Genomic DNA, 25,006 nt, shown 5'->3' with positions numbered 1-25,006 from the left:
CACAGCGATTGAGGACCGGATGAGAGATGACGACGGAACCATCACCCACAGTGATGTCCGACTCCCGCCCCTCCGGTACCCGCCCCGGCGCGTCGCGGCCCCGCGGGGCACCCGTCCCCGTTCTCCGGGCACGGCGCGGTTCCCGGAAGCGGGTCCCGGGCCCCTCCCGCCCACCCGGCAGCCCACGGCCCATGCAGGGTGCCACCCGGTACCGACAGAACGGGACGAACCGGGTGACAGACAGTACGGCCTCCCCGGAACGGCCGTCCGCCGCGGGGGACGGACGAAGGGCACCGGGCACACGGGCCCGGTGCCGCACGGAGGCCGCCGTAACGGATCAGCTCGCGCCGAGTTTGGCCAGGATGAGCTCGCGGGCGCGTCCCGCGTCGGCCTGGCCCCGGGTCGCCTTCATCACGGCGCCCACCAGGGCTCCGGCCGCGGCGACCTTGCCGCCGCGCACCTTGTCGGCCGCGTCGGGGTTGGCGGCGATGGCCTCGTCCACGGCCGCGCCGAGGGCGCCGTCGTCGCTGACCACCTTGAGGCCGCGGGCCTCGACCACGGCGTCGGGCTCGCCCTCACCGGCCAGCACGCCCTCCACCACCTGGCGGGCGAGCTTGTTGGTGAGCGTGCCCTCGGCGACCAGGGCGATGACGCGCGCGACCTGCGCCGGGGTGATGGGCAGGGCGGCCAGCTCCACCTCCTGCTCGGTGGCGCGGCGCGACAGCTCGTTGAGCCACAGCTTGCGGGCCTCGGCCGACGGGGCGCCCTCGGCCACGGTCGCCGCGACCAGGTCGATGGCGCCGGCGTTGACCAGGTCGCGCAGTTCGGTGTCGGTGAGGTCCCACTCGGCGCGGATCCGGGCGCGCTTGGCGGCGGGCAGCTCCGGCAGGGTGGCGCGCAGCTCCTCCACCCACTCCTCGGAGGGCGCGACGGGCACCAGGTCGGGGTCGGGGAAGTAGCGGTAGTCCTGCGCCTCTTCCTTGGAGCGGCCGGAGATGCTGCGGCCGGTGTTCTCCTGGAAGTGGCGGGTCTCCTGCACGACCTTCTGCCCGGCGTCGAGCACACCCGCCTGGCGCTCGATCTCCGAGCGCACGGCCCGCTCGACCGAGCGCAGCGAGTTGACGTTCTTGGTCTCGCTGCGGGTGCCCCACTCCGAGGCCCCGCGCGGGTTGATGGAGACGTTGACGTCGCAGCGCATGGAGCCCTCCTCCATGCGCACGTCGGAGATGCCCAGAGAGCGGACCAGGTCGCGCAGCTCGGCGGCGTAGGCGCGGGCCACCAGGGGCGCCAGGTCGCCGGTGCCGGTGACGGGCCTGGTCACGATCTCCAGCAGCGGGATGCCCGCGCGGTTGTAGTCGACGATGGAGTAGTCGGCGCCGTGGATGCGGCCGGTGGCCCCGCCCACGTGGGAGGTCTTGCCGGTGTCCTCCTCCATGTGGACCCGCTCGATGTCCACGCGGAACACGCGGGGGCCGTCGGGGGTGTCGACGGTGACGTCGAGGTGGCCGTCGACGCAGATCGGCTCGTCGTACTGGGAGATCTGGTAGTTCTTCGGCATGTCCGGATAGAAGTAGTTCTTCCGGGCGAACCTGCCCCAGGGGGCGATGGAGCAGTTCAGCGCCAGGCCCAGCCGGATGGCGCCCTCGACCGCCTTCTCGTTGACGACCGGCAGGGAGCCGGGCAGCGCCAGGCAGACCGGGCACACCTGCGTGTTGGGGTCGGCGCCGAACGCGGTGGGGCAGGAGCAGAACATCTTGGAGGCGGTGCCCAGCTCGATGTGGGTCTCCAGGCCGAGCACGGGCTCGTACCTGGCCAGTGCCTGCTCGTAGGCCACCGGCGCAGGACCGCTGTTCGTGGCAGAACTGGGACGTACCGCGTGGGCCATCGCCGCAAACCCGCTTCCGTAGACGACATACCTTCCAGCTCAGCCTACCGAGCGCGCGGGAGTGGGGTGCCCGACAGCGGAGTCACGGCCGGGTCACCGGACATCACGGCCAGTACACGATTGGGACGCTGTCAGGGGAATGTCCGCTGCCACCGGGTGCCGGACCGTTAGTCTGGGTGGCCCAGGAAGACGATTTCGCCGGCGGCCCCGCACTGCGGCCGCCGCCTTCTCACGGGAGCGCACGAGCATGTCCGGCATCCTGCGTCGGTACGCCGCGCTGCTTTCCACCTCGGCCCTGATCGGCACCCTGCTGGGCGCCCCGGCGGCCAGCGCCGACGACTTCTCACGTGTGGACCGCGACCCCGTCGAGGGCGCGCCGCTCGTGCTCACCGACGGCCGGGAGGCCGACACGGCGCTGTTCAGCCTGCGCGTGGCCGAACACGCCTCGGTCCGGGCCTACACGGTGACCGCGGACGAGGAGGTCCACCCGTACGCGGCCTACGTGGAGTCAGCGTGGTCGGACGTTCCGGAGTGGACCGAAACCCCGCAGGAAACGGATCCCGCCGACCGGGCGGACTGGATCGTCTCCCATTCCTATCCGACGGTCGGCCTGGAGTCCCTGCTGGAGGGGAGCGACCTGCCCCGGTTGGACGAGGCACGGGCGATCGCGGGCACCCAGGCCGCCCTGTGGCACGTGCTGGAGGGGGTGCGGCCGGACCCCGACGCCAACGACCCGGGCGTCATGGCGCTGTACGACCACCTGGTGGAGGGAAGCGCGTCCGCGCCGGACAACACCGTCTCCCGGTCCCTGGCGGTGTCGCCGTCCCACGTGGAGGCGGTCGCCCCCGAGGAGCCGCTGGGGCCGTTGACCGTGCACAGCTCCGGAGCGGAGCCGGTGTCGGTGTCGGTGCGCGGCGCCCCGGCGTCGTGGCTGGTCGACGCGGACGGGCAGCAGATCACGCAGATGGGCGACGGCGAGCGGGTCTTCCTGGACGTGGACCCGTCGGTCCCGGCGGGCGTGGCGACCCTGCACCTGCACGGCCGGGACTTCCCGCTGCCGCAGGGACGCCTGTTCACCGGCAGGGACGGCGTGCGCACCCGGTCCCTGGTGACCGCGGAGGCGGGTTCGGCGACGAGTTCGGCCACCGCGACGTTCACGTGGCACCCGGAGCAGACCGAGGAGCCGGTGGCCGCGGCGAGCCCGGAGCCCGTGCCGGCGGAGGAGCCCCCCGCCACCGAGGAGGCCGTCGAGGAGGAGGTTCCCGCCGAGGAGGTATCTCCCACACCGGAGGACCGAATCCCCGAGGACGATCTGGCCCTCACCGGAACCTGGCTGTCCGGGCTGCTGGTCATCGCGGGGGCCCTGGTGGTATCCGGCCTGATCATCCTGGTCGTGGGACGCAAACGACGCGACTGACCGCGTTGGGGGACGCGGAAGTCCCGCTTTCGTTGCATAGCTTTTGGACATAATGCGGATCTACCTGCGAGGGATTTTTTTCCTGCCCGTATCCGGTCACATTTTCCGCGAACCAGCTTGGAAGTAGCGAAGGGGATCGCTAGTATCAGGCGAGCGTTGGCCCCCACGGCGAGCGCGACCGGCTCCCGCGTCACAGCGAGCCACACCGGAAGATCGCGCCCACCCCACACGGCGCCACGATCCGACCCCGACGTGGTGACCCCCCGGAACGGGTGAACGCAGCAGGCGGCACCGGTTTTTCCCTCCGGCGACCGTCGCACCGTGGCCACCGCCGTCCGCCCCATCGGTTCCCGTCGTCCTTTGGGCGGACATCACTTCCATCCGGTTACCCCTAGAACACACCGGGACACAATTTGAGTATCTCCTCCCTCCCCCGCACCGTCGGCCGTACCGGCCTGGCGGCCACCGCAGCCGCGTTCCTGGCCTTCGGCCTGGCCGCCCCCGCGGCCGCGGACCCCGCGGAGACCTACGATGGTGCCGCCCGCGGGAAGTACATCGGCAACGCCGAGAACGGCGCCGACGTCCGCATGACCGGCGAAACCATCGGCACCCGCCTCTTCAACCTGGAGCTCGAAGACGGCACGGTCCTGACGACCTACTGCATCGACTTCGAGACCCAGATCCGCGGCGGCGCCTTCTACAACGAGGACGACTGGGCCAACTACCCCGGCAAGGGCGAGTTCGCCGCGCCCGCCAAGGTCCACTGGATCCTGCAGAACGCCTACCCGGCTCTGAGCGCCGAGGAGCTGGGCGCGGACGCCGGTGTCGAGGGCCTGAGCCAGCGGGACGCCCTGGGCGCCACCCAGGCCGCGATCTGGCACTTCAGCAACGGCGTGAACCTCGAGGACGAGGGCAACTCCCAGGCCGTCAGGACGGTCTACACCTACCTGGTCGAGAACGCCGAGGAGCTGCCGCAGACCGCCGAGCCCGCCCCGGCCCTGAGCATCACGCCGGGCACGGCCTCCGGCACCGCCGGCGAGACCGTCGGTGAGTTCCTCATCCAGACCAACGCCAGCTCCATCCCGGTGGACCTCCAGGCCCCCGAGGGCGTCCAGCTGGTCGACCTGGAGACCGGCGAGGCCGTCACCGAGGTCGGCAACGGTGACACCGTCGGCTTCGCCGTCCCGGCCGACGCCGAGGCGGGCCAGGCCAGCTTCTCCCTGGAGGCCAGCGCGACCGTCGCGACCGGCCGCCTGTTCAAGGGGGACGAGGCGTCCCAGCCGACCCAGACCCTGATCACCGCCGAGGGCGGCGAGACCAGCGTGTCCGCGTCCGCCTCGGCCGACTGGACCGTGGGCGGCGGCGAGACCCCGCCGGAGTCCCCGGAGCCCAGCGAGCCGGAGTCCCCCGAGCCCAGCGAGCCCGAGAGCCCGGAGCCGACCCCGAGCGACGAGCCCTCCGAGCCCGTCGACAAGCCGTCCGAGCCCGCCGACGACCAGAACGAGCCGACCCTGCCGGTGACCGGTGGCGCGCTCGCTGGCCTGGTCGCCGCCGGTGTGGCCGCCCTGGGCGCCGGTGGTGGCGCCATCTACCTGAGCCGCAAGCGCAAGGCCGCGGGCAGCCAGGACCTGGAGGGCTAACACCCCTCCCGCCGTCCGAGGACGGTGGAGTCTGAGGGCCCGTTTCCGTGGGAGACCACGGAAGCGGGCCCTTCGCGTTGCCCGGCGGGGACAGCGGACGGCCGTGCCCCGGGACGGCCCGGGGAGGGGCCGGGGTACCGAATCCGCCTGTCGCGCGGGTGAGCTCCGGCACGCGCGCAACCCGGGTTGACAACACGAGGGCGCGCAACCTAGGTTGACATCCGTAGTTGCGCAACCTAGGTTGACGCCATGGATGCGGTACAGCTGGCGGCCACCGCCTCGGACACCTCGACCCCCGTGCAGGGGCTGCGCGCCGTCGCCTCCCTGCGCGCGGTGGTCGACTCTCTGGAGCTACGGCAGGTCGAACAGGCGCTGCGGTCGGGCGAGTCATGGAGCTCCATCGCCGCCGCGCTCGGGGTGACCCGTCAGGCCGTCCACAAGAAGTACGGGAAACGGTTGAGCCACATCGAACCATCCAAGAGGGGACAACGATGACGAAACCGTCGGCGAAACGGAGCATCCTCAACAGGGGCTTCGACCGGATCGCGATCTCCGGGGCCGCGAACCGCGAGGCCGCCCGCGCGGGCCACACCGAAGTCGGCTTCGAGCACCTGTTCCTGGGAGTGCTGGTCACCGGCGGACCGGGGGCCCGTCTGCTCATGGACTCCGGGGTGGGCCTGGCCGAGGCGCGCGCGGCGATCGACGGGCTCCTCCGCGAGGACCTCGCCCTGTTGGGCGTCGACGTCGCCGTGCCGGTCCCGTCCGACGAGGAGGAGAGGGGATGGCTCCGGTTCACTCCCCGCCTGGAGGAGATCGAGTACGACGTCCCGCTGGCAGGGGGTGACGCGGCCCTGCTCACGGCCCTGATCGACGACGAGGGCGGCCGGGTGCGGCGGGTCCTGGACCGGCTGGGCGCGGACACCGACCGGATCCGGCGCGACCTCGGCGCGTTGGCGGAGAGTCCGCAGGCCCCGGAGCCGTCCCCGGCGGACGGCGACGCCACCGCCGAACAGCCGCCCGAGGGGTGGGAGTACACGAACTACGACCTCGAGGTGCCCGTGGCGGCCGACCGGGTGTGGGAACTGGTCAGCGACCCGGAGCGCCGGGGCGAGTGGGATCCGGCCTCCGGTTCGTCGCGGCAGCTCGGGGACGGCGTCGTGGAGCTGACCAACAGACTCACGGAGGACGCGGTCAGGGAGTCGATCACGCACAGCGTGCCCGGCCGTGAGGTCACCTGGACGCAGGAGGGCGGCGAACGCGCGCTGCGGATCCTCATCGAACCGCTGGGGGAACGCTCCAGGCTGCGCCTGCGCTGGTCCTGGCGCAACGGCCTGAAGCACCGGGCCGTCGCCAACCGCGTAGTCAAGTGGATCGCCTGGCAGAACGTCCGGGGGCGCGCCCAGTCCATCGCCCAGGCCGCCGCGTCGTAGCGGGCACCGGCGGGTGTGGGTCCGGGGCCCGTGTCGCCAGGACGCGTGCTGCCGGAATCCGTACCGCCGGGGTCCGGGCCCCGCCCAGAGGGAGCACACCGGCCCCAAGGGGTCAGGGCTGCCATACGGGTGCTGGCGGCGCGGACCACCGGGGACGGTGTCCGGGGCCGGGCCGAGGGGACGCAGACCCAGGTGTTCCTCGGGCACGAAGCCCTCGTGGCCTCCGGGAACGAACCCGTCACGTTCTCCCGGAATTCATGTCCTCCACGCAGGAAGCGGACAACCCGGCAGGAGGGCTCGACGTCTTCTCTGTGAACTCCCATCGGACCAACCAGTCCGCCGCCCGGCGTTTTGGCCCCGGTGAAAGACCCGGTTGGCTCCCCTTGAGACCACCCACAGGAAAAGACGTGACGTACGTGTCCCTCCCCCATTCCGTCGGGCGCGCGACTCTCGCCGCCTCCGCCGCCGCGCTCCTCGCCTTCGGGCTCGCCGCTCCGGCCTCCGCCGACCCGGTGGAGACCTACGAGGGCTCCGTCCGCGCCCAGTACCCCGCCACCGCCGCGTCCGGCGTGGACGTTCGGATCAACGGTGAGATGGAGAGCACGAGTCTCTTCGACCTCCGGTTGGAGAACGGCACCGCCCTCACCGCCTACTGCATCGACCTTGAGACCAGGATCAAGGACAACGCCTGGTACCTGGAGGACGACTGGGCGAACTACCCGGGCAGGGGCGACTTCGCGGAGCCGGGCAAGGTGCACTGGATCCTCCAGAACAGCTACCCGACCGTCAGCGCCGCCCAGCTCGCCGAGAACGCGGGACTGAACCGCGGCAACGCCCGCCACTTCGGTGACGAAGAGGCGATCGCCGCCACCCAGGCCGCCATCTGGCACTTCAGCAACGGCGCCGAGGTGACCGCGAACGACCCGAACGGCGTCAGGGCGGTCTATGACTACCTGGTCGGGGAAGCCCAGGACCTCCCTCAGGAGCCCGGTCCGACCCTGAGCATCACCCCGGGCGAGGCCTCCGGCAGCGCGGGCGAGACGATCGGCGAGTTCCTCGTCGAGACCAGCGACGCGGACGGCATCGAGGTCAGCGTCCAGGCCCCCGAGGGTGTCGAGGTCGACCTGGTCAACCTGGAGACCGGCGAGGCCGTCACCACGGTCAACAACGGTGACACCGTCGGCCTGGCCGTTCCGGAGGGCGCGGCGGAGGGCACCGCCTCCTTCTCCCTGGAGACCACGGCCACCGTGCGGTCGGGGCGCCTGTTCAAGGGCGAGGAGGAGTACCAGCCGACCCAGACCCTGATCACCGCCGAGGACAGCGAGGTCACCGTCTCCGCCTCGGCCTCGGTCTCCTGGACCGGCGGCGGCGAGACCCCGCCCCCCACGGAGGAGCCGAGCGAGGAGCCCTCCGAGGAGCCGAGCGAGCCCGAGAGCCCGGAGCCGACCCCGAGCGAGGAGCCCTCCGAGCCCGTCGACAAGCCGTCCGAGCCCGCCGACGACCAGAACGAGCCCAGCCTGCCGGTGACCGGCGGCGCGCTCGTCGGCCTGGTCGCCGCCGGCGTGGCCGCGCTCGGCGCGGGCGGCGGCGCCCTCTACCTGAGCCGCAAGCGCAAGGCCGCGGGCAACCAGGACCTGGAGGGCTAGCCCCTTCCGGCCGCCGTGGAGCGGTCGTGACCGAGGGCCCGTTCCGGAACAGTTCCGGGGCGGGCCCTCGGTTGTGCGCCGTCCCGTACCGCCGGGGCAGCACGAAGCCGGGAGCCCCTGGGGACCCCCCGATATCCACGTTAGAGCCGCGCGCGGACGCCGCACCAGACCCGGTTCGGGCCTGTGGACAGAGCGCCCGCCGTCCCTCGCGGGGACGGCGGGCGCTCGGCGACTCCGCTGCGGCGGCCGGCTCCTAGCGGGCGACCGCGTAGGGGCTGCGGGCCAGCAGGTCGCCGTCGCGCTCGGTCAGCGCGCGCTCGACCGCGGCCGCGACCCGGTAGGTGCGGTCGTCGGCCAGGGGCGGGGCCATGATCTGGAAGCCGACGGGCAGGCCGTCCTCCGGGGCCAGGCCGCACGGCACCGACAGCGACGCGTTCCCGGCCAGGTTGGACGGGATCGTGCACAGGTCGGCCAGGTACATGGCCATCGGGTCCTCGGCGCGCTCGCCGATCGGGAACGCCGTGGTCGGTGTCGTCGGCGAGACCAGCACGTCCACGTTCTCGAACGCGGCGTCGAAGTCGCGCTTGATCAGCGTGCGCACCTGCTGGGCGCTGCCGTAGTAGGCGTCGTAGTAGCCGCTCGACAGGGCGTAGGTGCCCAGCATGATGCGGCGCTTGACCTCGGGGCCGAAGCCCTGGGCCCGGGTCAGCGACATGACCTCCTCGGCGCTGCGCGTGCCGTCGTCGCCCACCCGCAGGCCGTAGCGCATGGCGTCGAAGCGGGCGAGGTTGGACGAGCACTCGCTGGGCGCGATGAGGTAGTACGCCGACAGGGCCGCGTCGAAGCTCGGGCAGGACAGCTCCACGATCTTCGCGCCCAGGGACTCCAGCAGCTCCAGCGTCTCGTGGAAGCGCTGGCGCACGCCCGGCTGGAAGCCGTCGCTGTCCAGCTCGCTGACCACGCCCACGCGCAGGCCCTCGACGTCGCCCAGGCGGGCGGCGTCCACGACCGGCGGCACCGGTGCGTCGATGGAGGTGGAGTCGCGCGGGTCGTGCCCGGAGAAGGCCTCGTGGAGCAGGGCGGCGTCGAGCACGTTGCGCGCGAAGGGGCCCGGGGTGTCCAGGGAGGAGGCGAAGGCGATCATGCCGTAGCGGGAGGAGCCGCCGTAGGTGGGCTTGGCGCCGACCAGGCCGCACACGGCGGCGGGCTGGCGGATGGAGCCGCCGGTGTCAGTGCCGGTGGCCAGGGGCGCCTCGAACGCGGCCACGGCCGCGGAGGAGCCGCCGGAGGAGCCGCCCGGGATGCGGTCGGTGTCCCACGGGTTGCGGGTGACCTTGTAGGCGGAGTTCTCCGTGGAGGAGCCCATGGCGAACTCGTCCATGTTGGTCTTGCCCAGGATGACCAGCCCGGCCTCGCGCAGGCGCGCGGTGACGGTGGCGTCGTAGGGCGGCTGCCAGCCCTCGAGGATCTTCGAGGCGGCGGTGGTGGGCATGTCCTTGGTGGTGAACACGTCCTTGTGGGCGACCGGGACACCGGCGAGCGGGCCCAGTTCCTCACCGGCGGCGCGGCGGGCGTCCACCGCGCGGGCCTGCTCCAGCGCGGTCTCGCGGCGCACGTGCAGGAAGGCGTTGATCTCGCCGTCCACGGACTCGATCCGGTCCAGGTAGGCGGTGGTGGCCTCCTCGGAGGTCACCCGTCCCTCCCGGATGGCCTCGCCGAGTTCGGCGGCGGTCAGGCTGATGACGTCGCTCACCGCTACTCACCCTCCCCGAGGATCCGCGGAACCCGGAAGCGCTGGTCCTCCACCGCCGGGGCACCGGCCAGTGCCTGGTCGTGGGCGAGGCCGGGCCTGGCCTCGTCGGGGCGGTAGACGTTGGTCAGCGGCAGGGCGTGCGAGCTGGGCGGGATGTCGCCCTGGGCGACCTCCTGCACCTTGGCCACGGCGGTCAGGATGTCACCGAGCTGGGCGGCGAGCGTGTCGAGCTCGCTCTCGTCGAGCGCCAGCCGCGACAACCGTGCGAGGTGCGCGACCTCATCGCGGGTGATGGCGGTCATGGAATGCGAACCGTTTCTTCGGCGGAAGGACTATCGGGACCAATCCTATGGCTCCGGGGCCGGTCCCGGCGCCGGTCGGTCCGCGAACGCCGGTCGGCCGACCGGCGCGGGCCCCGGGGTCGGCGCCGGTCGGCGGCTCCCCGGTCAGACGCGGGTGCCGGCCGCGGTCCCGCCGTCGCGGGCGGCGACCCAGTCGGCGACCTCCCCCGCGGTCAACGGCTCGGAGAAGTGGTGGCCCTGGGCGGCGTGGCAGCCGGTGTCGCGGGCGGCGCGGGCGAGTTCGCCGCTCTGGACGCCCTCGGCGGTGGCGCGCATGCCCAGCGCCTTGACCAGGGCGATGGCCGCGCGGACGACGGTGTGGCCGTTGTCGGTCCGGTCCACCAGGCGGGCGGTGAAGGACTCGTGGATCTTGACCTCGTCCAGGGGCAGACCGGCGAGCTGGGCGAGGGTGAAGTGGCCGGTGCCGAAGTCGTCCAGGGACAGGCCGACGCCGAGGTCGCGCAGGCGGCGGACGGCCGCGGTGGCGGCGTCGGTGTCGGTGATCAGCGCGTGCTCGCCGATCTCCAGGACCAGCCGGTCGGCCGGTACTCCGTGCTCGCGCAGCGCGGAGGCGACGGTGGCGGGCAGCGCGGGGTCGAGCAGTTCGCGCACGCCGAGGTTGACGGCGACGGGCAGGTCGAGGCCTTCGGCGTGCCAGCCGGCGGCGCGGGCCAGGGTGATGTCCAGGACCTGGCCGGTGAAGGCTCGCAGCAGGTTGGACTGCTCCACGACCGGCATGAACTCCTCGGGGGTGAGCAGTCCGCGGCTGGGGTGGCGCCAGCGGGCCAGGGCCTCCAGGCCGATGGGGCGTTCGTCGCCCAGGTCGACCTTGGGCTGGTAGTGCATCTCCAGGGCGCCCTCGGACAGGCCGCGGCGCAGTTCGGTGTACAGGCTGAGCCGGGCGGTGGAGTTGCGGTCCTTGCCGGGGTCGTAGGACTCGACGCCGGTGCGGTCGGCCTTGGCGACGTACATGGCCACGTCGGCGCGCTGCATGAGGAGCGCGAAGTCGGGCGCGTCGTGGGGGTGCAGGGCGATGCCGATGCTGGCCTGGAGGTCGAAGTCCATGCCGTCCAGGCGGACCGGTTCGGCGAGGGCGCCGCGCAGCCGGAAGGCCACCTCGCACGCGGAGGCGCTGTCGCGGACCTGGGGCAGCAGGACGGCGAACTCGTCCCCTCCCAGGCGGGAGACGAGGTCTCCGGGTCGGACGCTGTGGGTGAGCCTGCGCGCGACGGTCTGGAGGAGGCGGTCGCCGGTGGGGTGGCCCAGGGTGTCGTTGACCTCCTTGAACCGGTCGAGGTCGAGCAGGAGCAGGCCGACGCTGCCGCCGCGCTGCTGGGCGTGGGCGATCTCCTCGCGGGCCCGGAGGGTGAGGAGCTTGCGGTTGGCCAGGCCGGTGAGCTCGTCGTGGTTGGCCTGGTGGTCGCGTTGGACCGACAGCATGGCGCTCGTGTAGAGCGCGCCGAGCGGGAGCGCGAACAGCGGGACGTAGAGCACCGAGTGGGTCGCGGCCACGACCACGAGCGGGGCCAGGCTGAGCAGGACACTGTTGACGTGCACCTGCTGGGCCAGGCCCTTGGACATGACCTGTCGCAGGGGCACGCGTTCGTGCATGGCCACCGCGCACAGGACCAGGACGCGGTTGACCGCGAAGTAGCCCGCCCCGGCGAGGGCGACGGTCAGGAGTTCGCCCGCGGCGGGCAGCCACGTGCCCTGGACCGCTCCGGGCAGCAGGAGGCGCAGGACGGCGTCGGCGACGCCGAGCGAGAGCGTGTACTGGGCGGCGTTGAAGGCGATGCGGTGGGGGGCGTGGCCGCGCGCGAAGCCGGAGACCGCGGTGGCGGTGACCTGGGCCAGGGCGGCCACGGGCAGGCCGTGCAGGATGACGAGCGCGAGGGAGAAGGGCAGCGAGGTGGGCACTCCGTCACCGGGCGCCTGGCCGGGGAGGGTGAGGGGGCGCAGTTCGCCGAGGACGATCATGCACAGCAGGACCCAGGTGAGCGGTTCGACGGCGAGAGCGCGCAGCTCGTCCGTGCGCAGACCGAGTCCGGAGACGAGGAGCAGGACCGCCCCGGCGGCCGTGGCGCCCAGCATGTACAGCCAGAGCGGTGTCCCGGCCCGGGGACCGATGTCCCTTGTGCTGTTGGGATCCTTCATGCCTGGTCCTTGCGAGGGGGCCGCGGAGTACGGCGGCGCCGGACGGCGCCGCCGCTCCTGCTCGGGGTTCCCGGCACCCGGCCACCCCTCATGGCCGAATTCCGGTTTCGGATACACCCGCATCCTGTGCGTTACTGTCCACCTTACGCGGTTTCGTCACCAACTGTCGCTTGCCGGGAACTATCAGTTAACCAAGGCGGGGCTGCGTGTGGTGAGAGATCCCCGAAAAGGTACGCGGGTCCGATACGGCCGCGGGCCCGGTACGCCCCGGGTTCCGCGGCCGTGGTCGGCGGGTGCGGCCCGTGCCCTCAGGCCTCGCCCCTGACGGCCTCCTCGGCGTCGGCGACGGTTTCGGACGTTCCGGTTTCGGCTGTTCCGGGGACGGCGTCGGTCCCGGTCGCGCCCTCGGTCCCCGTGGCCCCGGCCTCGGCGTCCTCGGTCCCGGGCTCCCGGGGCGCGGGGTTGACCCGCATGGCCTCGGCCGCCTCGGGACCGGCCTCCAGCAGGACGCGGAAGCCCTCCTCGTCCAGGACCGGCACCCCCAGCTTGACGGCCTTGTCGTACTTGGAGCCGGGGTTGTCGCCGACCACCACGAAACCCGTCTTCTTGGACACCGACGCCGTGGCCCGGCCGCCGCGCTCGGCGATCGCCTCCTTGGCCCCGTCCCGGCTGAAGCCCTCCAGGGATCCGGTCACCACCACGGTGACCCCCTCCAGGTGGCGCGGCCTGGAGCCGTCGTCCTCGTCCTCCATGCGCACCCCGGCGTCGGCCCACTTGCGGACGATCTCGGCGTGCCAGTCCACCGAGAACCACTCGCGGATGGAGGCGGCGATGGTCGGGCCGACACCGTCGACCGCCGCCAGCTCCTCCTCGCTGGCCGCGCGGATGGCGTCCATGGAGCGGAAGTGGCGGGCCAGGTCCTCCGCCGCGCGCGGACCCACGTGCCGGATGGACAGCGCCACCAGCACACGCCACAGCGGCTTGGACTTGGCCTCCTCCAGCTGCTCGAAGAGCTTCTCGACCGTCTTCTTGGGCTCGCCCTTCTTGTTGGCGAAGAAGGACACCACCTTGGGCTCGCCGGTCTTGGGGTCGGTCTTGGGCTCGGTGGTGTCGGGGTCGAGCACGTGGGTGCGGATGGGCAGCAGCATGTCGACGGTGAGGTCGAACAGGTCTCCCTCGTCGCGCACCGGCGGCCGGGCGGGCTCCAGCGGCTGGGTGAGGGCGGTGGCGGCCACGTAGCCCAGCGCCTCGATGTCCAGGGCCTTGCGGCTGGCCACGAAGAACAGGCGCTCGCGCAGCTGGCCCGGGCAGGAGCGGGCGTTGGGGCAGCGCAGGTCGACGTCGCCCTCCTTCTGCTGGCCGAGCGTGGTGCCGCACTCGGGGCAGGTCTCGGGCATGGCGAAGGCCCGCTCGGTGCCGTCGCGGCGGTCGAGCACCGGGGCGACGATCTCGGGGATGACGTCGCCCGCCTTGCGCAGCACGACGGTGTCGCCGATGAGCACGCCCTTGCGCTCGACCTCGCGCGCGTTGTGCAGGGTGGCGAACTCGACCTCGGACCCGGCCACGACCACCGGCTCCATGACCCCGTAGGGGGTGACGCGCCCGGTGCGGCCCACGCCCACCTTGATGTCGAGCAGGCGGGTGGTGACCTCCTCGGGCGGGTACTTGTAGGCGATCGCCCAGCGCGGGACGCGGCTGGTGGAGCCCAGGCGCCGCTGGAGGGCGAAGTCGTCGACCTTGATGACGATGCCGTCGATCTCGTAGGCGGGCTCGTGGCGGTGGGCCGCGTAGTGGGCCACGTACTCGCGGACCTCGTCCATGGTGGTGACGACCCGGTAGCGGTCGCTGAGCGGCAGCCCCCACTCCCCCAGCAGCCGGTAGGCCTGCGACTGGCTGGTGAAGGCCACCTCCCCGCCGCCGTCCTTCGCCGGGGAGTAGGCGCCCACACCGTGCACGATCATCGACAGCGGCCGGGTGGCGGTGACGCGGGGGTCCTTCTGGCGCAGCGACCCGGCGGCGGCGTTGCGGGGGTTGGCGAAGGGGGTGTGCTCGCCCGAGGCGGTGATGCGCTCGTTGAGTTTTCCGAAGTCCTCCACCGGCAGGAAGACCTCGCCGCGCACCTCCAGCAGCTCGGGGGCGGGGCGCACGCTCTCGTCCAGGCGCTCGGGGACGACCCCGATGGTACGCACGTTGAGGGTGATGTCCTCGCCGACGCGGCCGTCACCGCGGGTGGCGGCGCGCACGAGGCGGCCCTTCTCGTACACCAGGTCCACGGCCAGGCCGTCGATCTTGAGTTCGCACAGGTAGCCGTTGACGGGCACCTCGGCGCTGGCCCGGTCGGCCCAGGCGTTGAGCTCGTCGACGTCGAAGGCGTTGCCCAGGCTCTCCATCCGCACCAGGTGCTCGACCGCGGCGAAGTCGACGCTGATGGGCGCGCCGACCTTCTGCGTGGGCGAGTCCTGGGTGGCCAGGGCGGGGTAGGAGTCCTCGATGCCGACCAGCTCACGCATGAGGGTGTCGTACTCGGCGTCGGAGATCACCGGTGTGCCCAGGTAGTACCGGTAACTGTGGTCGTCCAGTTCCTGGCACAGCTCGGTGTGCCGGGCGCGAACCTCGTCGGGGATGTCGGTGGTGGTGTCGGGCGCGCTCACTCGGTACCTTTCTCGCTCTCGTGCTCGCCTGCTGCGGGCGCTACCTTCGGGGTTCGTCCCGCAGGACCCGGGCACCGGCTCGGGAGGCGTTCAGGGCCGCCCTCGCGTGGCCGGGTGAGGCGCCCGCCAGCCCGCATGTGGGCGTGGTGACCACCGCGCGGGAGAGCAGGTCGGGGGAGAATCCCAGCCGGTTCCACAACTCGCGAACAGGATCGACAGTAGCGGCGGGGTCGGACATTCGGGCGGTCCGCGCGGGCTCGGCGCCGTCGCTGGAGGGGACCACGCCGAGCAGGAGTCCGGTGCCCGCCTCCACGGCCGTGCCGACCGTCTCGTCGTGGTCGCGGGTGAGGAGGAGGGCGTTGAGGCTCAGAGCGCGGGCGCCGCTGCGGCGCAGCAGGTCGACGGGGACTCCGGGGGCGCAGCAGTGCGCGGCGGGGACGGCCCCGGTGGCGTCGATCGCGGCGAAGAGGACGCGCAGGGTGGCCTCGACGCGCACCCGGTCGACGGCGGGCAGGCGGCCGTAGCCGCTGGCGGTGGGCAGGGCGCCGAGCAGGACGGCGGGCAGGGAGGGCTCGTCGACCTGGACGAGGAGCCGGGCGCCGGGGACCCGCCTGCGGACCTCGCCAAGGTGCGCCAGGACGCCCTCCAGGTGGGACTCGGTCAGGTCGCGGCAGGCCCCCGGGTCGGAGACCAGGCGCTGGCCGTTGCGCAGTTCGACCGACGCGGCCAGGGTCCACGGCCCGGCGACCTGCACCTTGAGGGTGCCGGTGAAGCCGTGGGCGTGCTCGGTGAGGGCGTCGAGGTCGTAGGACATGAGGCTGGCCGCGCGGCCCAGGTCGCGTCCGGGGCTGTCGGCGACCCGCCAGCCGCTGGGCTGGACCTGCACGGGGAAATCCACCAGGAGGCCGCAGGTGCGGCCGACCATGTCGGCGCCGACGCCGCGCGCGGGCAGCTCGGGCAGGTGCGGCAGGTCGGGGAGTTCGCCGAGGACCGTGCGCATCGCCTCGTCGGGGTCCTCGCCCGGCCAGGACCCGACCCCGGTGGAGGACGCCGCGGGCCAGGGGTAGGGGTGCTGTTCGCTCACATCGCCCAAGGTTAGGGCAACGCGCCCCGGTCAGGCGCTACCGTCGGGACGCGTCGGGGCTAACCCGCGGAGGCGCGGTGGGCGTCGGTGGCGTCCTCGGGCGCCTCGAAGGCCTCTTCGGCGGCGCGGGAGCGGCGGGCGCGCAGCACCATCACGGCCACGACGGCCGAGGCCAGTGCGGCCACGCCCAGGGCCGCCCAGGGCGAGTCCAGGAACAGGGAGAACCAGGTGCCCACCAGGCCGCCGATGACCACGCCCCACAGGCCCGCCCAGATCAGCGAGCCGACGAACATGGCGGCGAGGTAGCGCGGGAAGCGCATGCGCATCGCGCCCGCGGCGAGGTTGACGGCGGTCTGCACGCCGACGGTGCAAAAGCTCAGGGTGACCACGGGCGCGCCGTAGCGGTCGATGCGCCGCCGGGCGGCGTCCAGCCGGGGGCCGAGTCTGGCGCCCATACGGCTGCGGGTCACCCCGGCGCCCAGGCCGCGGCCGATCCAGTACGTGGCCTGGGCACGGCACAGGACCACGCCGAGCAGCGTGAAGTAGACGATCCAGAACGGCTGGCCGTCGAGGAAATCGAACTCCGGCATGGGCAGGCCCCCTCACCTCGCCCCGCAACTATGCTATGCCTTACCTAAGTTCGGCAAGGGATCGCGGGCGACGAACCAGGTGGGACAGCCCACTCCGCCGCCGCGCCCCCGGGCGGCACGTCCCCGCGCCCGCCCGGACCGCCGCGCCGGCCTCCCTCAGACCGCGGCGCCGGTTCTGGAGGTGGCGGAGATCGTAGCCGACCCCAGCACCGTGTCGCCCTGGTAGACCACCACGGCCTGCCCGGTGGCCACGCCGGTCGCGGGTTCGGCCAGCCGGACGACCAGCTCGGGGCCGCCGTCGCCCTCGCGCTGCCACACGCTCGCCGGGTAGACCTCGCCGTGGGCGCGCAGCTGCACGTGGCAGTCGGTCGGCTCGGTCAGGGGCTCGCTGCCGCTCCACACCGGGCGCACGCCGGTGATGGCGTCCACCCGCAGGGACGCCCGCGGCCCCACCGTGACGGAGTTGTCGACCGGCTCGATGGAGAGCACGTACCGGGGGTGGGCGGCGCCGCCCAGACCCAGGCCCTTGCGCTGGCCCACGGTGAAGGTGTGCGAGCCGTTGTGCGTGCCCACCACCGTGCCGTCCTCGTCCCGGATCGGCCCCGGCCGCTCGCCGATGCGCCGGTTGAGGAAGCCCGCCGTGTCACCGTCGGCGATGAAGCAGATGTCGTGGCTGTCGGGCTTGTCCGCCACCGACAGGCCGCGCCGCTCGGCCTCCGCGCGCACCTCGTCCTTGGTGCAGTCCCCCAGCGGGAACACCGCGCGCTCCAGCTGCTCGGCGTTGAGCACGCCCAGCACGTAGGACTGGTCCTTGGCCGCGTCCACGCTGCGCACCAGGCGCCCGTCGACCTTGCGGACGTGGTGTCCGGTGGCCACGGCGTCGAAGCCCAGGGCGACGGCCCGGTCCAGCACCGCCTCGAACTTGATCTTCTCGTTGCAGCGCAGACAGGGGTTGGGGGTGTTGCCCGCCTCGTACTCGGCCACGAAGTCCTGTACGACCTCGCGGTCGAACTCCTCCGACATGTCCCAGACGTAGAAGGGGATGCCGATGACGTCGGCGGCCCGCCGCGCGTCGTGGGAGTCCTCCACGGTGCAGCAGCCGCGAGCGCCCGTGCGGTAGGACTGCGGGTTCTTGGAGAGCGCCAGGTGGACACCGGTGACGTCGTGGCCCGCCTCGGCCACACGGGCCGCGGCGACCGCGGAGTCGACCCCGCCCGACATGGCGGCGAGTACACGCAAAGTCATAGTGGGTCCAGGGTATGCGCTCGTGGAGAGGATGGAATCCCCGCCTGGGGGGACGGGAACCTCCGACCGGGGGTCGACGGCGGCGCCCGGCAGGGAACCAGGCCGCGGCCACGGGAGGGCGAACCGTCCGCCGGGCGGCCCCCGGACGCGACGGCGAGTGTGGTCGTCCGCTTCTGCGAAAATCGGGGCATGGCTCTGTTCCGTCGTCGCCGCTCCACCGACTCCGCCTCCTCAGTCACCGCCTTCTGGGACGCCTGGCCCGCCGAACGCGAGGCCCTGGCCAGCGCGGTCGAGTCGGACCAGCCCGTGCCCGCCGAGGTGTCCGAGCGCGTCACCGCGCTGGTCCGCTCCATCCACCCGGACATGGAGTGGGAGGTGGGCCGCGCCCCGAAGCCGAGCGGCGGCCTGGAGGACCTCGACCTGTCGACCGACGTCGACCCGGGCAAGCTCCTGGAGCAGCTGGCCGCCCTGGACGACCCCTCCCGGCTGACCGATGGCCCCGCCTACGCCCTGACGCTGCGCCCCGGCGGCTCGGAGGAGGCGCGCATCCTGTCCGAGCGCTGGGCGCGCTCGGCCCCCGAGGACTCCCGGTGGCTGTTCCGGCCGGTGCGGCCCGCCGACCACGACCAGCTGTCCTCCACCGTCAACCTGGACGACCACGAGCTCGACCTGTCGCACGTGTCGGTGTCCATGCGGGTCGACCACGCGACCGGCAAGGTCGAGGTGGGCGTGTACCACCCCGACAACATGTTCCTGCCCGAGAGCACGCGCGCCGCCGTGGCCGAGCACGTCACCCTGCTGGCGCTGGGCGAGGACGACCGGGTGCGGTGGATCGGTGAGACGGCGCCGCTGGACGAGCCGCCGCTGGACCCGCTGCCGCCCACGTCGATGCCCGCCGTGGTGCGGCAGATGGCGGACATGCTCGGCGGGTCGGGCGGCTGGGCGACGCTGCACGGGCGCATCCCCCTCCAGGGCGCGGTGGAGATCCTGCTCCGCCACCCGCTGACCCGTCGCGACTTCCCGGCGTTCACCCTGTTCGTGCAGGTGATCGTGCCGTACACGCACACGGACGAGGACAAGCTGCCCACCGGCGCCTCCGCCTCGGCGCTGGACGACCTGGAGGCCCGGATCTCGGGTGTGCTGGGGGACAACGGCGCGCTGTTCATGCGCCAGACCGTGGGCGGCAGGCGTGACTACCGCTACTACCTGGACCCGGACTCGGGCGTGCTGCCCGAGTTCGAGGCCGTGCTGACGGACTGGTCCGAGGGGGAGGTCAAGCTGCGCAGCCAGCTCGACCCGTCCTGGGCGCAGTTCAACGCCGCGCGCAGGCCGTTCCGCCGCCAGTTGGGCGAGTAGGGCGCGGCGGCGGGGAAGCGGCCGGGACGGCTGTTCACCGCCGCGGGGGAAACGGATCACCGATTCTTGGTCCGCCGCCGACTCCGGGGGCGTCAGGGTCAACCCGAAATCCCACCTTGCACATCTGGCCCCCAAGTCACAACAGGCGTAACGTGTCATTTCCGCCAGGAGGATGATGCGGCCTTGGACGGTGTGCAGCCACGAGCACCATCGGGTCGGCCTCGGGTCGCCGCGGTCGGCGCGATCCTCGCCCTGTGCCTGGTGGGGGCTCCGCTGATGTCCCTGTTCCCCGTGGGGATCTGGGACACCGCCCGCGCCCTGACGATGAGCGGCGCGGGCCAGGGGGCGCTGCTGCTCGCGCCGGTGGTCGCCGGGGTCGTCCTGCTCATGTTCTGGCTGGCGTCCCAGTGGCTGGAGAGGTCCGGCGTGAACCACCCCTTCGCGTCGGCCGCGCTCGTGACGGCCACCGCCATGGTCACACCCGTGGTCGTCGCGTTCCTGGCCCCGGAGGCCATGCCGCTGCCCTGGGGGACGGCCGCCAACACCGCCTTCCTGACCGGGACCGTCGCGACGCTGGGCATGGGCGCGGCGGTGCTGGTGGACCGGCCCTCCGACCGCTGGCGGCCGGGGGTGCTGCCCGCCGTGGCGGTGGTCGCCGCCCTGCTCGCGGCACTGCCCGCCGTGGAGGACGCGGTGCTCGCGCGGGCGGCCGACGAGCGTTCGCGCGCGCAGATCATGTCCTTCGAGCGGACCATCGCGGTGCTGGACCACCCGGGCTGGTCGCTGGCCCAGGTGCACGAGGTGGAGGACGGTCTGCGCCTGACCTACCGCGACGGGAACGGGGCGCCGTTGCACGTGCTGACGTGGGACGGCACGCGTTCGGCCGACGCCGGGTTGGACGCGGGCTGCGGTTTCCCCGGCACGTGGTGCCGCGACCTGGGGGAGGCGGTGGTCGTGCACCACGCCGACGGCCACCCGAGCGAGCTGCGCACGCACCTCGACGACGGCACGGTGGCGAGCCTGCTCCCGGAGCCGGGCACGCCCACCGACCTGCTCGGGGTGTCCCGGGCGCTGCGTCCCGAGGAGCCCGGTGAGCGCCGCGACCTCGTGGAGGCCGTCACCGCGTGAGGCGGCGCGGGCCCGCCCCCGCCCTGCCCGGTCCGGCCGACCGCTCCCCGAGCGTCCCGGCTACTCCGCCGCCGCGGTGTAGTACTCCAGTTCGCCGTCTCCGTAGTCCTCGGGTTCCCGCGGGTCGGACAGGTCGACCTCGACCCCGCTCCCGGCGAACGCGGCGCCCACGCGCTCCACCGCCTCCTGGTCCAGGTAGTGGTGGTGCAGATCCAGCCTGCGCAGACCGGCGAAGGCGTCGGCCCGTTCGACGAGCGCCCGGGCTCCCCGGTCGGTGAGGACACCCAACGACAGGTCCAGGACCTCCAGACGACCGACCACGGGCGCGTCGGCCAGCACCGGGATCCACGCGTCCACGTCCTCGGCGTTGCGCACGCCCAGGTACCGCAGACCGGGGAACGCCCCACCCGAGAGCACCGGTTCCAGGTCCCGGGGCGAGACGTCGCGGCCGTAGTCCTCCACGCCCAGCCACAGCTCCAGGTACTCCAGCGCGGGCAGCCTGGAGGACGCGACCTCGCGCACGACCCGGCCCGGCAGGCCGCCGCTCTCCAGGGTGAGGGAGCGCAGGCCGGTGTGGGAGGGCACGTGCAGACTGAGGCCGCTCCCGCCCAGGACGCTGTCGGCGCCCCGTGTGGCCAGCCGTTCCAGGCGGGGGAAGGCGGCCAGCAGCGGTGCCATGTCCCCCTGGTTGATCCAGGAGAGCTCGCACTCGTCGGCGGTGATGTCGCCGACGAAAACCGAGCGCAGGTTCGGCAGCGCGTCGGCGTGCTCGGCCAGCAGCTCCACGGCCTCGTCGGGACCGCACTGGCCGGGGCTGACCCAGTCACCGAGGACCAGCGCCGTCACGCGTTCGGTGTCCACCTCGGACATGAAGAGGGAGAAGTACTGGTCGTAGTCGTCCTCGGGACGCCTGCCGTCGCTTCCGCTGGTCCGCAGCCGCCAGGCCGTGGACGCGGGGTCGCGCGGGTCCCCTCCGCGCCTTCGGACCTGTTCGAGCCGCTCCTCCCGAGTGCCCTCGGCGGGGAACTCGACCACGGGCAGGCCTGCGAACTCGGTGAGATCGGCCATGGGGGCTCTCTTTCCGGGGAGGTGGAGGTGGTTTCCCATACCTAGCAGCCCGGGAGGACAGCCCGGCACGCCCGGAGCCGCCACCTGGGCCGGGTTCCGCCCATCTGCTCGCGCCGCCCCTCGCACCGCCGCACCGTGCGGGTACCGCCCGACCGCCCGCACCCCGCCGTCCCGGGTTCCGCTCCGCCGCGCGGGACCGCCCCCGAACACCCCTCAGGAGCCGCCGGGCGAGTCCGGGAGCGCGGACCGGCCGGCGTCCCCGTACAGGCGCCGGGCCAGGTTCCTCATGGACCGGCGCATCCCCGGCGGGTCCTGCTCGTCCGAGCCCACCGACGCCAGGTGGGAGGAGAACGAGCCGAAGAGGTGGTCGCCGTCGCGGATCCCCTCGGGCAGCTCGGCGAACCACCGGTACCCGCACGGCTGGTGCGGGGCCCCGGCCTCCGTCAGGAAGTCGTCGATGCCGCGGTCGACGCCCGCCCGGTCGGTGCGCGTCCTCTCCTCCCACCGCTGGACGCGCCTGCCGCGGTTCTCGCAGGTCACGTGCACCGGGGAGGGCGGGTGCCGCTCCGGGCACCGGACGGCGTGCTCGGGGCCGACCGCCCAGGCGACCAGGGCGTGCCAGCCGGATTCGGGGACCTCGACGAACCTCCTTCCGCGGAGTTCGGGGTGTTCGCCGGTGTCCGCCTCGTGCGGGGGCAGGGGCAGGACGGGGTACTCCGACCAGGTACGTCCGCTCAGGTCCTTGCGGTGCCCGCCCACGTGGAAGTAGACCATCTCCGCCCTGGCCTCCTTCCGCCTCCCGGAGGTCCAGCGGTCGTCGTGCGGCCCGTCGCTCATGGACAGCAGCCTTCCCAGGGGTTTCGAGGAGTCCGTCCCAGCCCGTTCCTATCGTGCGGCGGGGACCGGAACCAGGGGCGAAGGGTCCGGTCGTGTGGCCGGGAGCGGCCACGTCCGCGTTGTCGGGCGGGCCCGCGGGCGGTCCCCGCAGCAGGCCCCGGCCCGGAGCCGCCGTCCGCAGGAGGGGCCTTGGGACCGGTACGCGGATACGCGCGGAGTCCCGGTACCGGGACGGGAACCCATGCGGGTCACGGCCGCCACACCGGACGCCCGGAGTCGTCGAGTTCCACGTTCCCGCCGACCACGATGTCGACGGACACCGTGCGCTCCTCCTCGTCGAGGATCGCGTAGGTCACCGACGCCGTCCCGGGGTGGACCGTGGTCACAGTGGCCGTCGGTTGGTCGGGCCCATGGGCTGTGTCCACGGCTTCCAGGACCACCTCCGGCATGCTCTCGACCTCCCAGCGCGCCTCATCCCGCAGCGGAAAGTAGTGCCCCGGATCGTGGTGCAGGACGCACCCCGGCGGCCGCAGCTCGGTGGCCTCCGCCGCGCAGGTCTCGACGTGCGCGCGGATCTGCTCGTCAACCGCATCGGCCACACCCGTGCGCACCCCGCCGACCGGGAGCGCGAGTTCGGTGGTGGCGCCCGACCGCACCACGAAGGTCTCCGACACCGGCTCGAACAGCGGGTGCTCGTAGGTGGCCGTGTAGGTGCCGACGAGGGCGTCAGCACGGTTGCGCGACCCCGGTACGCGGTCCGACCCGGTGGGTTCGAACCTCACGTCGGCGACGACCAGGGGCCCGACCGGCGTGTACGGCAGGGTGATCTCGCCCAGGACGGCGGGCAGTACCGTCTCCTCGCGCAGTTCCCAGTCCCGGATCCATCCCGTGTCCGAGCGGTCCGTCCAGACGCGTACCGTCCAGTCGCCGTCGAAGGTCACCGGCGTGGCACGCGGCTGAGGTCCGCGTGTACGCCCGACGTCTCCGGTCGCGGGATCGTGTGTCCCGTGGCTTTCGCCCAGCCGGATATCCGGAGGGTCGTAGCCCTCGACCAGCACGTCGGGCCTCAGCAGCCCGGAGGACTCCGGCGGCCGGAGTCCGCTGAACGACTCCGCGTCGCCGACGTCGAACCCCGCCATGTCGAACAGCCTCTCGGTGTCGTGCTCCTCCAGGGCCGTGACGAGTTCCTGCACCGGAGCGCTCGGATCAGCGGTCAGAGATGCGGGCACCCGTGCCAGGGCGACCACGACCAGGACCGCGCACACCGCGGCCGCGGTCCACCGGACGTGGCGCCCGGCCCACCACCCGCGACGCCCTTCCGACAGACGCGCACCGCACTCCGTACAGAACACGGACTCGCGGCGGGCGGCAGTGGCCCCGCAGGCCGTGCACGAACGACGCTTCCCGGTCATGGCTTCGGGGTGTAGCCGCTGACCCGCAGATACTCCCCGACGAGCCCTGCGGGCCGGGTCTCCACGTGCAGTGGCGGTTCGGACCGCCACCACAGCCAGGCGTTGTGGGGCGGCATCCGCTGGATGGCCTCCAACGGCAGCGCGGGACGGTAGGTCGGGCTGAGGGAGTACTGGCGGGCCGGGTCGGGCTGGACGACCGCCATCCGCCCGTGTCCCGGGGAGGCTCCCCCGCCGTGGGTCGTCACGTCCGTCTCCCGCGCCTCCCCTCCCCAGGACGACACGTTGCGGAGGTCGGTCTCGTTGGACATGCCCCCGTAGATGACCTTGGCGGTCGTGGCGGTCAGGATGGCCTGCTGCTCGTCGGCTCCGTACCTGACCCGCAGCTGGGCGAGTGACTGGGCCGCCCACAGCGTGACCACGCCCCGACCTCCGCCCTCGGACACCAGAGCGGGCAGACTCGGCAGCGGCGCGATGTTGGCGACCTCGTCCAGGGCCAGCAGGAGCGGCGGGTCCAGGCGCCCTCCCCGAGCCGCGGCCCGCTCCGCCGCACGCTGGGCGATCGCGTCCACCAGTCCCACGACCATGGGTGCCACCACGGCCTGGTAGTGGCTCGGTCCGACGATGAACAGGGTGGAGTTGGTGTCCAGGAACGCGTCGATGTCCAGGTCGACGGCCGAGCAGGAGTCCAGGACCTTGGGCTCGGCGGTGGCGTCCAGGCAGTTGCGGGCCACCGAGTAGAACGATCCGCGTTCACGCTCCCCCAGCAGCTGCACGGACTCCAGGTCGTCCGCCCACCCGGGGGCCGCCCCCGGGTGGGCGTGCAGGACCTGTGCGGGGCGCCGGGTCTCCTGGGCGGCCAGCCACCGTCGGACCTCGGCCATCGGCGCCCCCGACAGCGCCGCCGCGTGGAACAGGCCGCGCAGGACGAGCGCGGCCCCGCCGCGCCAGTGCTCCCCGTCGGAGAGCCCTCCGGCGGCAGCGGTCATCGCCTGCACCCTCCGGTAGCACACCGACGGGTCCTCGCACCCGGCCAGCGGGGACCACCGCATCGTGCCGAATCCCTCGCTGTCGAAGGGGTCGTAGACGTACACCCGTCCGCCCGGGGCCGCGATCCGACGGCGCCGGTCCCCGCAGAACCGCAGGACGTCGCCCCGTGTGGTGGTGCTGACGACGGGCCCGGCCCAGTACAGGAGGGTGGGGATGATGATCCCGGAGGTCTTGCCGTAGCGGGGAGGCCCGACCACGCCGACGGAGTCCGCGGGGGAGGACCACACCCGTTTGTATCCGTCGGCCGGATCCAGGCCCAGGTACACCCGGTCGCGGAGATCCAACCGGACCGGTGGGGCGGGCGCGAAGGTCTCGGTCATGG

General features: G+C 73.0%; 19 protein-coding genes. 7 read left to right on the top strand and 12 right to left on the bottom strand.

Annotated features, from left to right (window positions below):
- Nucleotides 1-337 precede the first annotated feature (337 nt).
- Nucleotides 338-1,834 carry an Asp-tRNA(Asn)/Glu-tRNA(Gln) amidotransferase subunit GatB gene (gene gatB, locus G011_RS0111745; protein WP_019608637.1) on the bottom strand — a complete coding sequence of 499 codons (1,497 nt, stop codon included), beginning with the start codon at nt 1,832-1,834 and terminating at the stop codon, nt 338-340.
- A 298-nt stretch (nt 1,835-2,132) separates the two neighbouring features.
- Between gatB and G011_RS0111740 the strand changes: the two genes are divergently transcribed.
- The 5 genes from G011_RS0111740 to G011_RS0111720 all read left to right on the top strand — a co-directional run bounded on the left by G011_RS0111740 (nt 2,133) and on the right by G011_RS0111720 (nt 8,018).
- Nucleotides 2,133-3,302 (top strand): thioester domain-containing protein, encoded by a 1,170-nt coding sequence (locus G011_RS0111740; protein WP_019608636.1) that lies wholly within the window; start codon nt 2,133-2,135, stop codon nt 3,300-3,302.
- A 413-nt stretch (nt 3,303-3,715) separates the two neighbouring features.
- Entirely contained in the window at nt 3,716-4,942 is a 1,227-nt protein-coding gene (locus G011_RS0111735) for a thioester domain-containing protein (RefSeq protein ID WP_019608635.1), read from the top strand.
- A 249-nt stretch (nt 4,943-5,191) separates the two neighbouring features.
- Nucleotides 5,192-5,437 (top strand): hypothetical protein, encoded by a 246-nt coding sequence (locus G011_RS0111730; protein WP_019608634.1) that lies wholly within the window; start codon nt 5,192-5,194, stop codon nt 5,435-5,437.
- On the top strand, nt 5,434-6,372 hold the full coding sequence (locus G011_RS0111725; protein WP_019608633.1) for a Clp protease N-terminal domain-containing protein: 939 nt from the start codon (nt 5,434-5,436) through the stop codon (nt 6,370-6,372). Before G011_RS0111730 ends, G011_RS0111725 begins: the two co-directional genes overlap by 4 nt.
- Nucleotides 6,373-6,779: 407 nt before the next feature.
- Entirely contained in the window at nt 6,780-8,018 is a 1,239-nt protein-coding gene (locus G011_RS0111720) for a thioester domain-containing protein (RefSeq protein ID WP_019608632.1), read from the top strand.
- 253 nt (nt 8,019-8,271) lie between these two features.
- Here G011_RS0111720 and gatA read toward each other — a convergent pair whose 3' ends face one another.
- The 7 genes from gatA to mnmA all read right to left on the bottom strand — a co-directional run bounded on the left by gatA (nt 8,272) and on the right by mnmA (nt 17,836).
- Complete coding sequence (gatA, locus tag G011_RS0111715; protein ID WP_013151220.1) at nt 8,272-9,771, bottom strand: Asp-tRNA(Asn)/Glu-tRNA(Gln) amidotransferase subunit GatA; 1,500 nt, start codon at nt 9,769-9,771, stop codon at nt 8,272-8,274.
- A 2-nt stretch (nt 9,772-9,773) separates the two neighbouring features.
- On the bottom strand, nt 9,774-10,073 hold the full coding sequence (gene gatC / locus G011_RS0111710) for an Asp-tRNA(Asn)/Glu-tRNA(Gln) amidotransferase subunit GatC (protein ID WP_013151219.1): 300 nt from the start codon (nt 10,071-10,073) through the stop codon (nt 9,774-9,776).
- Between the two features lie 144 nt (nt 10,074-10,217).
- Nucleotides 10,218-12,266: a bifunctional diguanylate cyclase/phosphodiesterase gene (locus G011_RS0111705; RefSeq protein WP_019608631.1), complete on the bottom strand. Its 2,049-nt coding sequence runs from the start codon at nt 12,264-12,266 to the stop codon at nt 10,218-10,220.
- Between the two features lie 308 nt (nt 12,267-12,574).
- Entirely contained in the window at nt 12,575-14,917 is a 2,343-nt protein-coding gene (gene ligA, locus G011_RS0111700; RefSeq protein WP_019608630.1) for an NAD-dependent DNA ligase LigA, read from the bottom strand.
- Between the two features lie 40 nt (nt 14,918-14,957).
- Nucleotides 14,958-16,001: a methionine synthase gene (locus G011_RS0111695; protein ID WP_019608629.1), complete on the bottom strand. Its 1,044-nt coding sequence runs from the start codon at nt 15,999-16,001 to the stop codon at nt 14,958-14,960.
- Nucleotides 16,002-16,060: 59 nt separating this feature from the next.
- Nucleotides 16,061-16,591: a DedA family protein gene (locus G011_RS0111690; protein WP_019608628.1), complete on the bottom strand. Its 531-nt coding sequence runs from the start codon at nt 16,589-16,591 to the stop codon at nt 16,061-16,063.
- A gap of 156 nt (nt 16,592-16,747) precedes the next feature.
- Nucleotides 16,748-17,836, bottom strand: a complete 1,089-nt coding sequence (gene mnmA / locus G011_RS0111685) for a tRNA 2-thiouridine(34) synthase MnmA (RefSeq protein WP_174547162.1) — start codon at nt 17,834-17,836, stop codon at nt 16,748-16,750.
- Nucleotides 17,837-18,025: 189 nt separating this feature from the next.
- On the opposite strand from mnmA, the gene G011_RS0111680 reads away from it, so the two are divergent.
- Both G011_RS0111680 and G011_RS0111675 read left to right on the top strand, forming a co-directional pair.
- Nucleotides 18,026-19,192 carry a DUF695 domain-containing protein gene (locus tag G011_RS0111680; RefSeq protein ID WP_019608626.1) on the top strand — a complete coding sequence of 389 codons (1,167 nt, stop codon included), beginning with the start codon at nt 18,026-18,028 and terminating at the stop codon, nt 19,190-19,192.
- Nucleotides 19,193-19,384: 192 nt separating this feature from the next.
- Nucleotides 19,385-20,320: a hypothetical protein gene (locus tag G011_RS0111675; protein ID WP_231391431.1), complete on the top strand. Its 936-nt coding sequence runs from the start codon at nt 19,385-19,387 to the stop codon at nt 20,318-20,320.
- Nucleotides 20,321-20,380: 60 nt separating this feature from the next.
- Here G011_RS0111675 and G011_RS0111670 read toward each other — a convergent pair whose 3' ends face one another.
- The 4 genes from G011_RS0111670 to G011_RS0111655 form a co-directional block, all read right to left on the bottom strand.
- Nucleotides 20,381-21,388, bottom strand: coding sequence for an STM4015 family protein (locus G011_RS0111670; RefSeq protein WP_019608624.1), 1,008 nt, complete (start codon nt 21,386-21,388; stop codon nt 20,381-20,383).
- A 213-nt stretch (nt 21,389-21,601) separates the two neighbouring features.
- Nucleotides 21,602-22,225, bottom strand: a complete 624-nt coding sequence (locus tag G011_RS0111665) for a DUF5956 family protein (protein WP_019608623.1) — start codon at nt 22,223-22,225, stop codon at nt 21,602-21,604.
- Nucleotides 22,226-22,473: 248 nt separating this feature from the next.
- Nucleotides 22,474-23,637, bottom strand: a complete 1,164-nt coding sequence (locus G011_RS0111660; RefSeq protein ID WP_231391429.1) for a hypothetical protein — start codon at nt 23,635-23,637, stop codon at nt 22,474-22,476.
- The gene (locus G011_RS0111655) at nt 23,634-25,004 is read right to left on the bottom strand and encodes a type IV secretory system conjugative DNA transfer family protein (RefSeq protein WP_019608621.1); all 1,371 of its coding nucleotides are present in this window, start codon (nt 25,002-25,004) and stop codon (nt 23,634-23,636) included. Before G011_RS0111655 ends, G011_RS0111660 begins: the two co-directional genes overlap by 4 nt.
- Between the last annotated feature and the right edge of the window lie 2 nt (nt 25,005-25,006).

Origin of the sequence: Nocardiopsis sp. CNS-639 (assembly GCF_000381685.1) — a bacterium.
Taxonomy (GTDB): Bacteria; Actinomycetota; Actinomycetes; order Streptosporangiales; family Streptosporangiaceae; genus Nocardiopsis; species Nocardiopsis dassonvillei.
The sequence above is the reverse complement of the archived record's forward strand: the minus strand, read 5'-3'. Positions and strand labels throughout refer to the sequence as shown.

Excerpts from the sequence above, each read along its gene's own strand:
- G011_RS0111740 (WP_019608636.1), top strand. The coding sequence starts at position 2,133 with ATGTCCGGCATCCTGCGTCGGTACGCCGCGCTGCTTTCCACCTCGGCC.
- G011_RS0111730 (WP_019608634.1), top strand. The coding sequence starts at position 5,192 with ATGGATGCGGTACAGCTGGCGGCCACCGCCTCGGACACCTCGACCCCC.
- G011_RS0111725 (WP_019608633.1), top strand. The coding sequence starts at position 5,434 with ATGACGAAACCGTCGGCGAAACGGAGCATCCTCAACAGGGGCTTCGAC.
- gatC (WP_013151219.1), bottom strand. The coding sequence starts at position 10,073 with ATGACCGCCATCACCCGCGATGAGGTCGCGCACCTCGCACGGTTGTCG.
- G011_RS0111705 (WP_019608631.1), bottom strand. The coding sequence starts at position 12,266 with ATGAAGGATCCCAACAGCACAAGGGACATCGGTCCCCGGGCCGGGACA.
- G011_RS0111690 (WP_019608628.1), bottom strand. The coding sequence starts at position 16,591 with ATGCCGGAGTTCGATTTCCTCGACGGCCAGCCGTTCTGGATCGTCTAC.
- mnmA (WP_174547162.1), bottom strand. The coding sequence starts at position 17,836 with ATGACTTTGCGTGTACTCGCCGCCATGTCGGGCGGGGTCGACTCCGCG.
- G011_RS0111680 (WP_019608626.1), top strand. The coding sequence starts at position 18,026 with ATGGCTCTGTTCCGTCGTCGCCGCTCCACCGACTCCGCCTCCTCAGTC.
- G011_RS0111670 (WP_019608624.1), bottom strand. The coding sequence starts at position 21,388 with ATGGCCGATCTCACCGAGTTCGCAGGCCTGCCCGTGGTCGAGTTCCCC.
- G011_RS0111665 (WP_019608623.1), bottom strand. The coding sequence starts at position 22,225 with ATGAGCGACGGGCCGCACGACGACCGCTGGACCTCCGGGAGGCGGAAG.
- G011_RS0111660 (WP_231391429.1), bottom strand. The coding sequence starts at position 23,637 with ATGACCGGGAAGCGTCGTTCGTGCACGGCCTGCGGGGCCACTGCCGCC.
- G011_RS0111655 (WP_019608621.1), bottom strand. The coding sequence starts at position 25,004 with ATGACCGAGACCTTCGCGCCCGCCCCACCGGTCCGGTTGGATCTCCGC.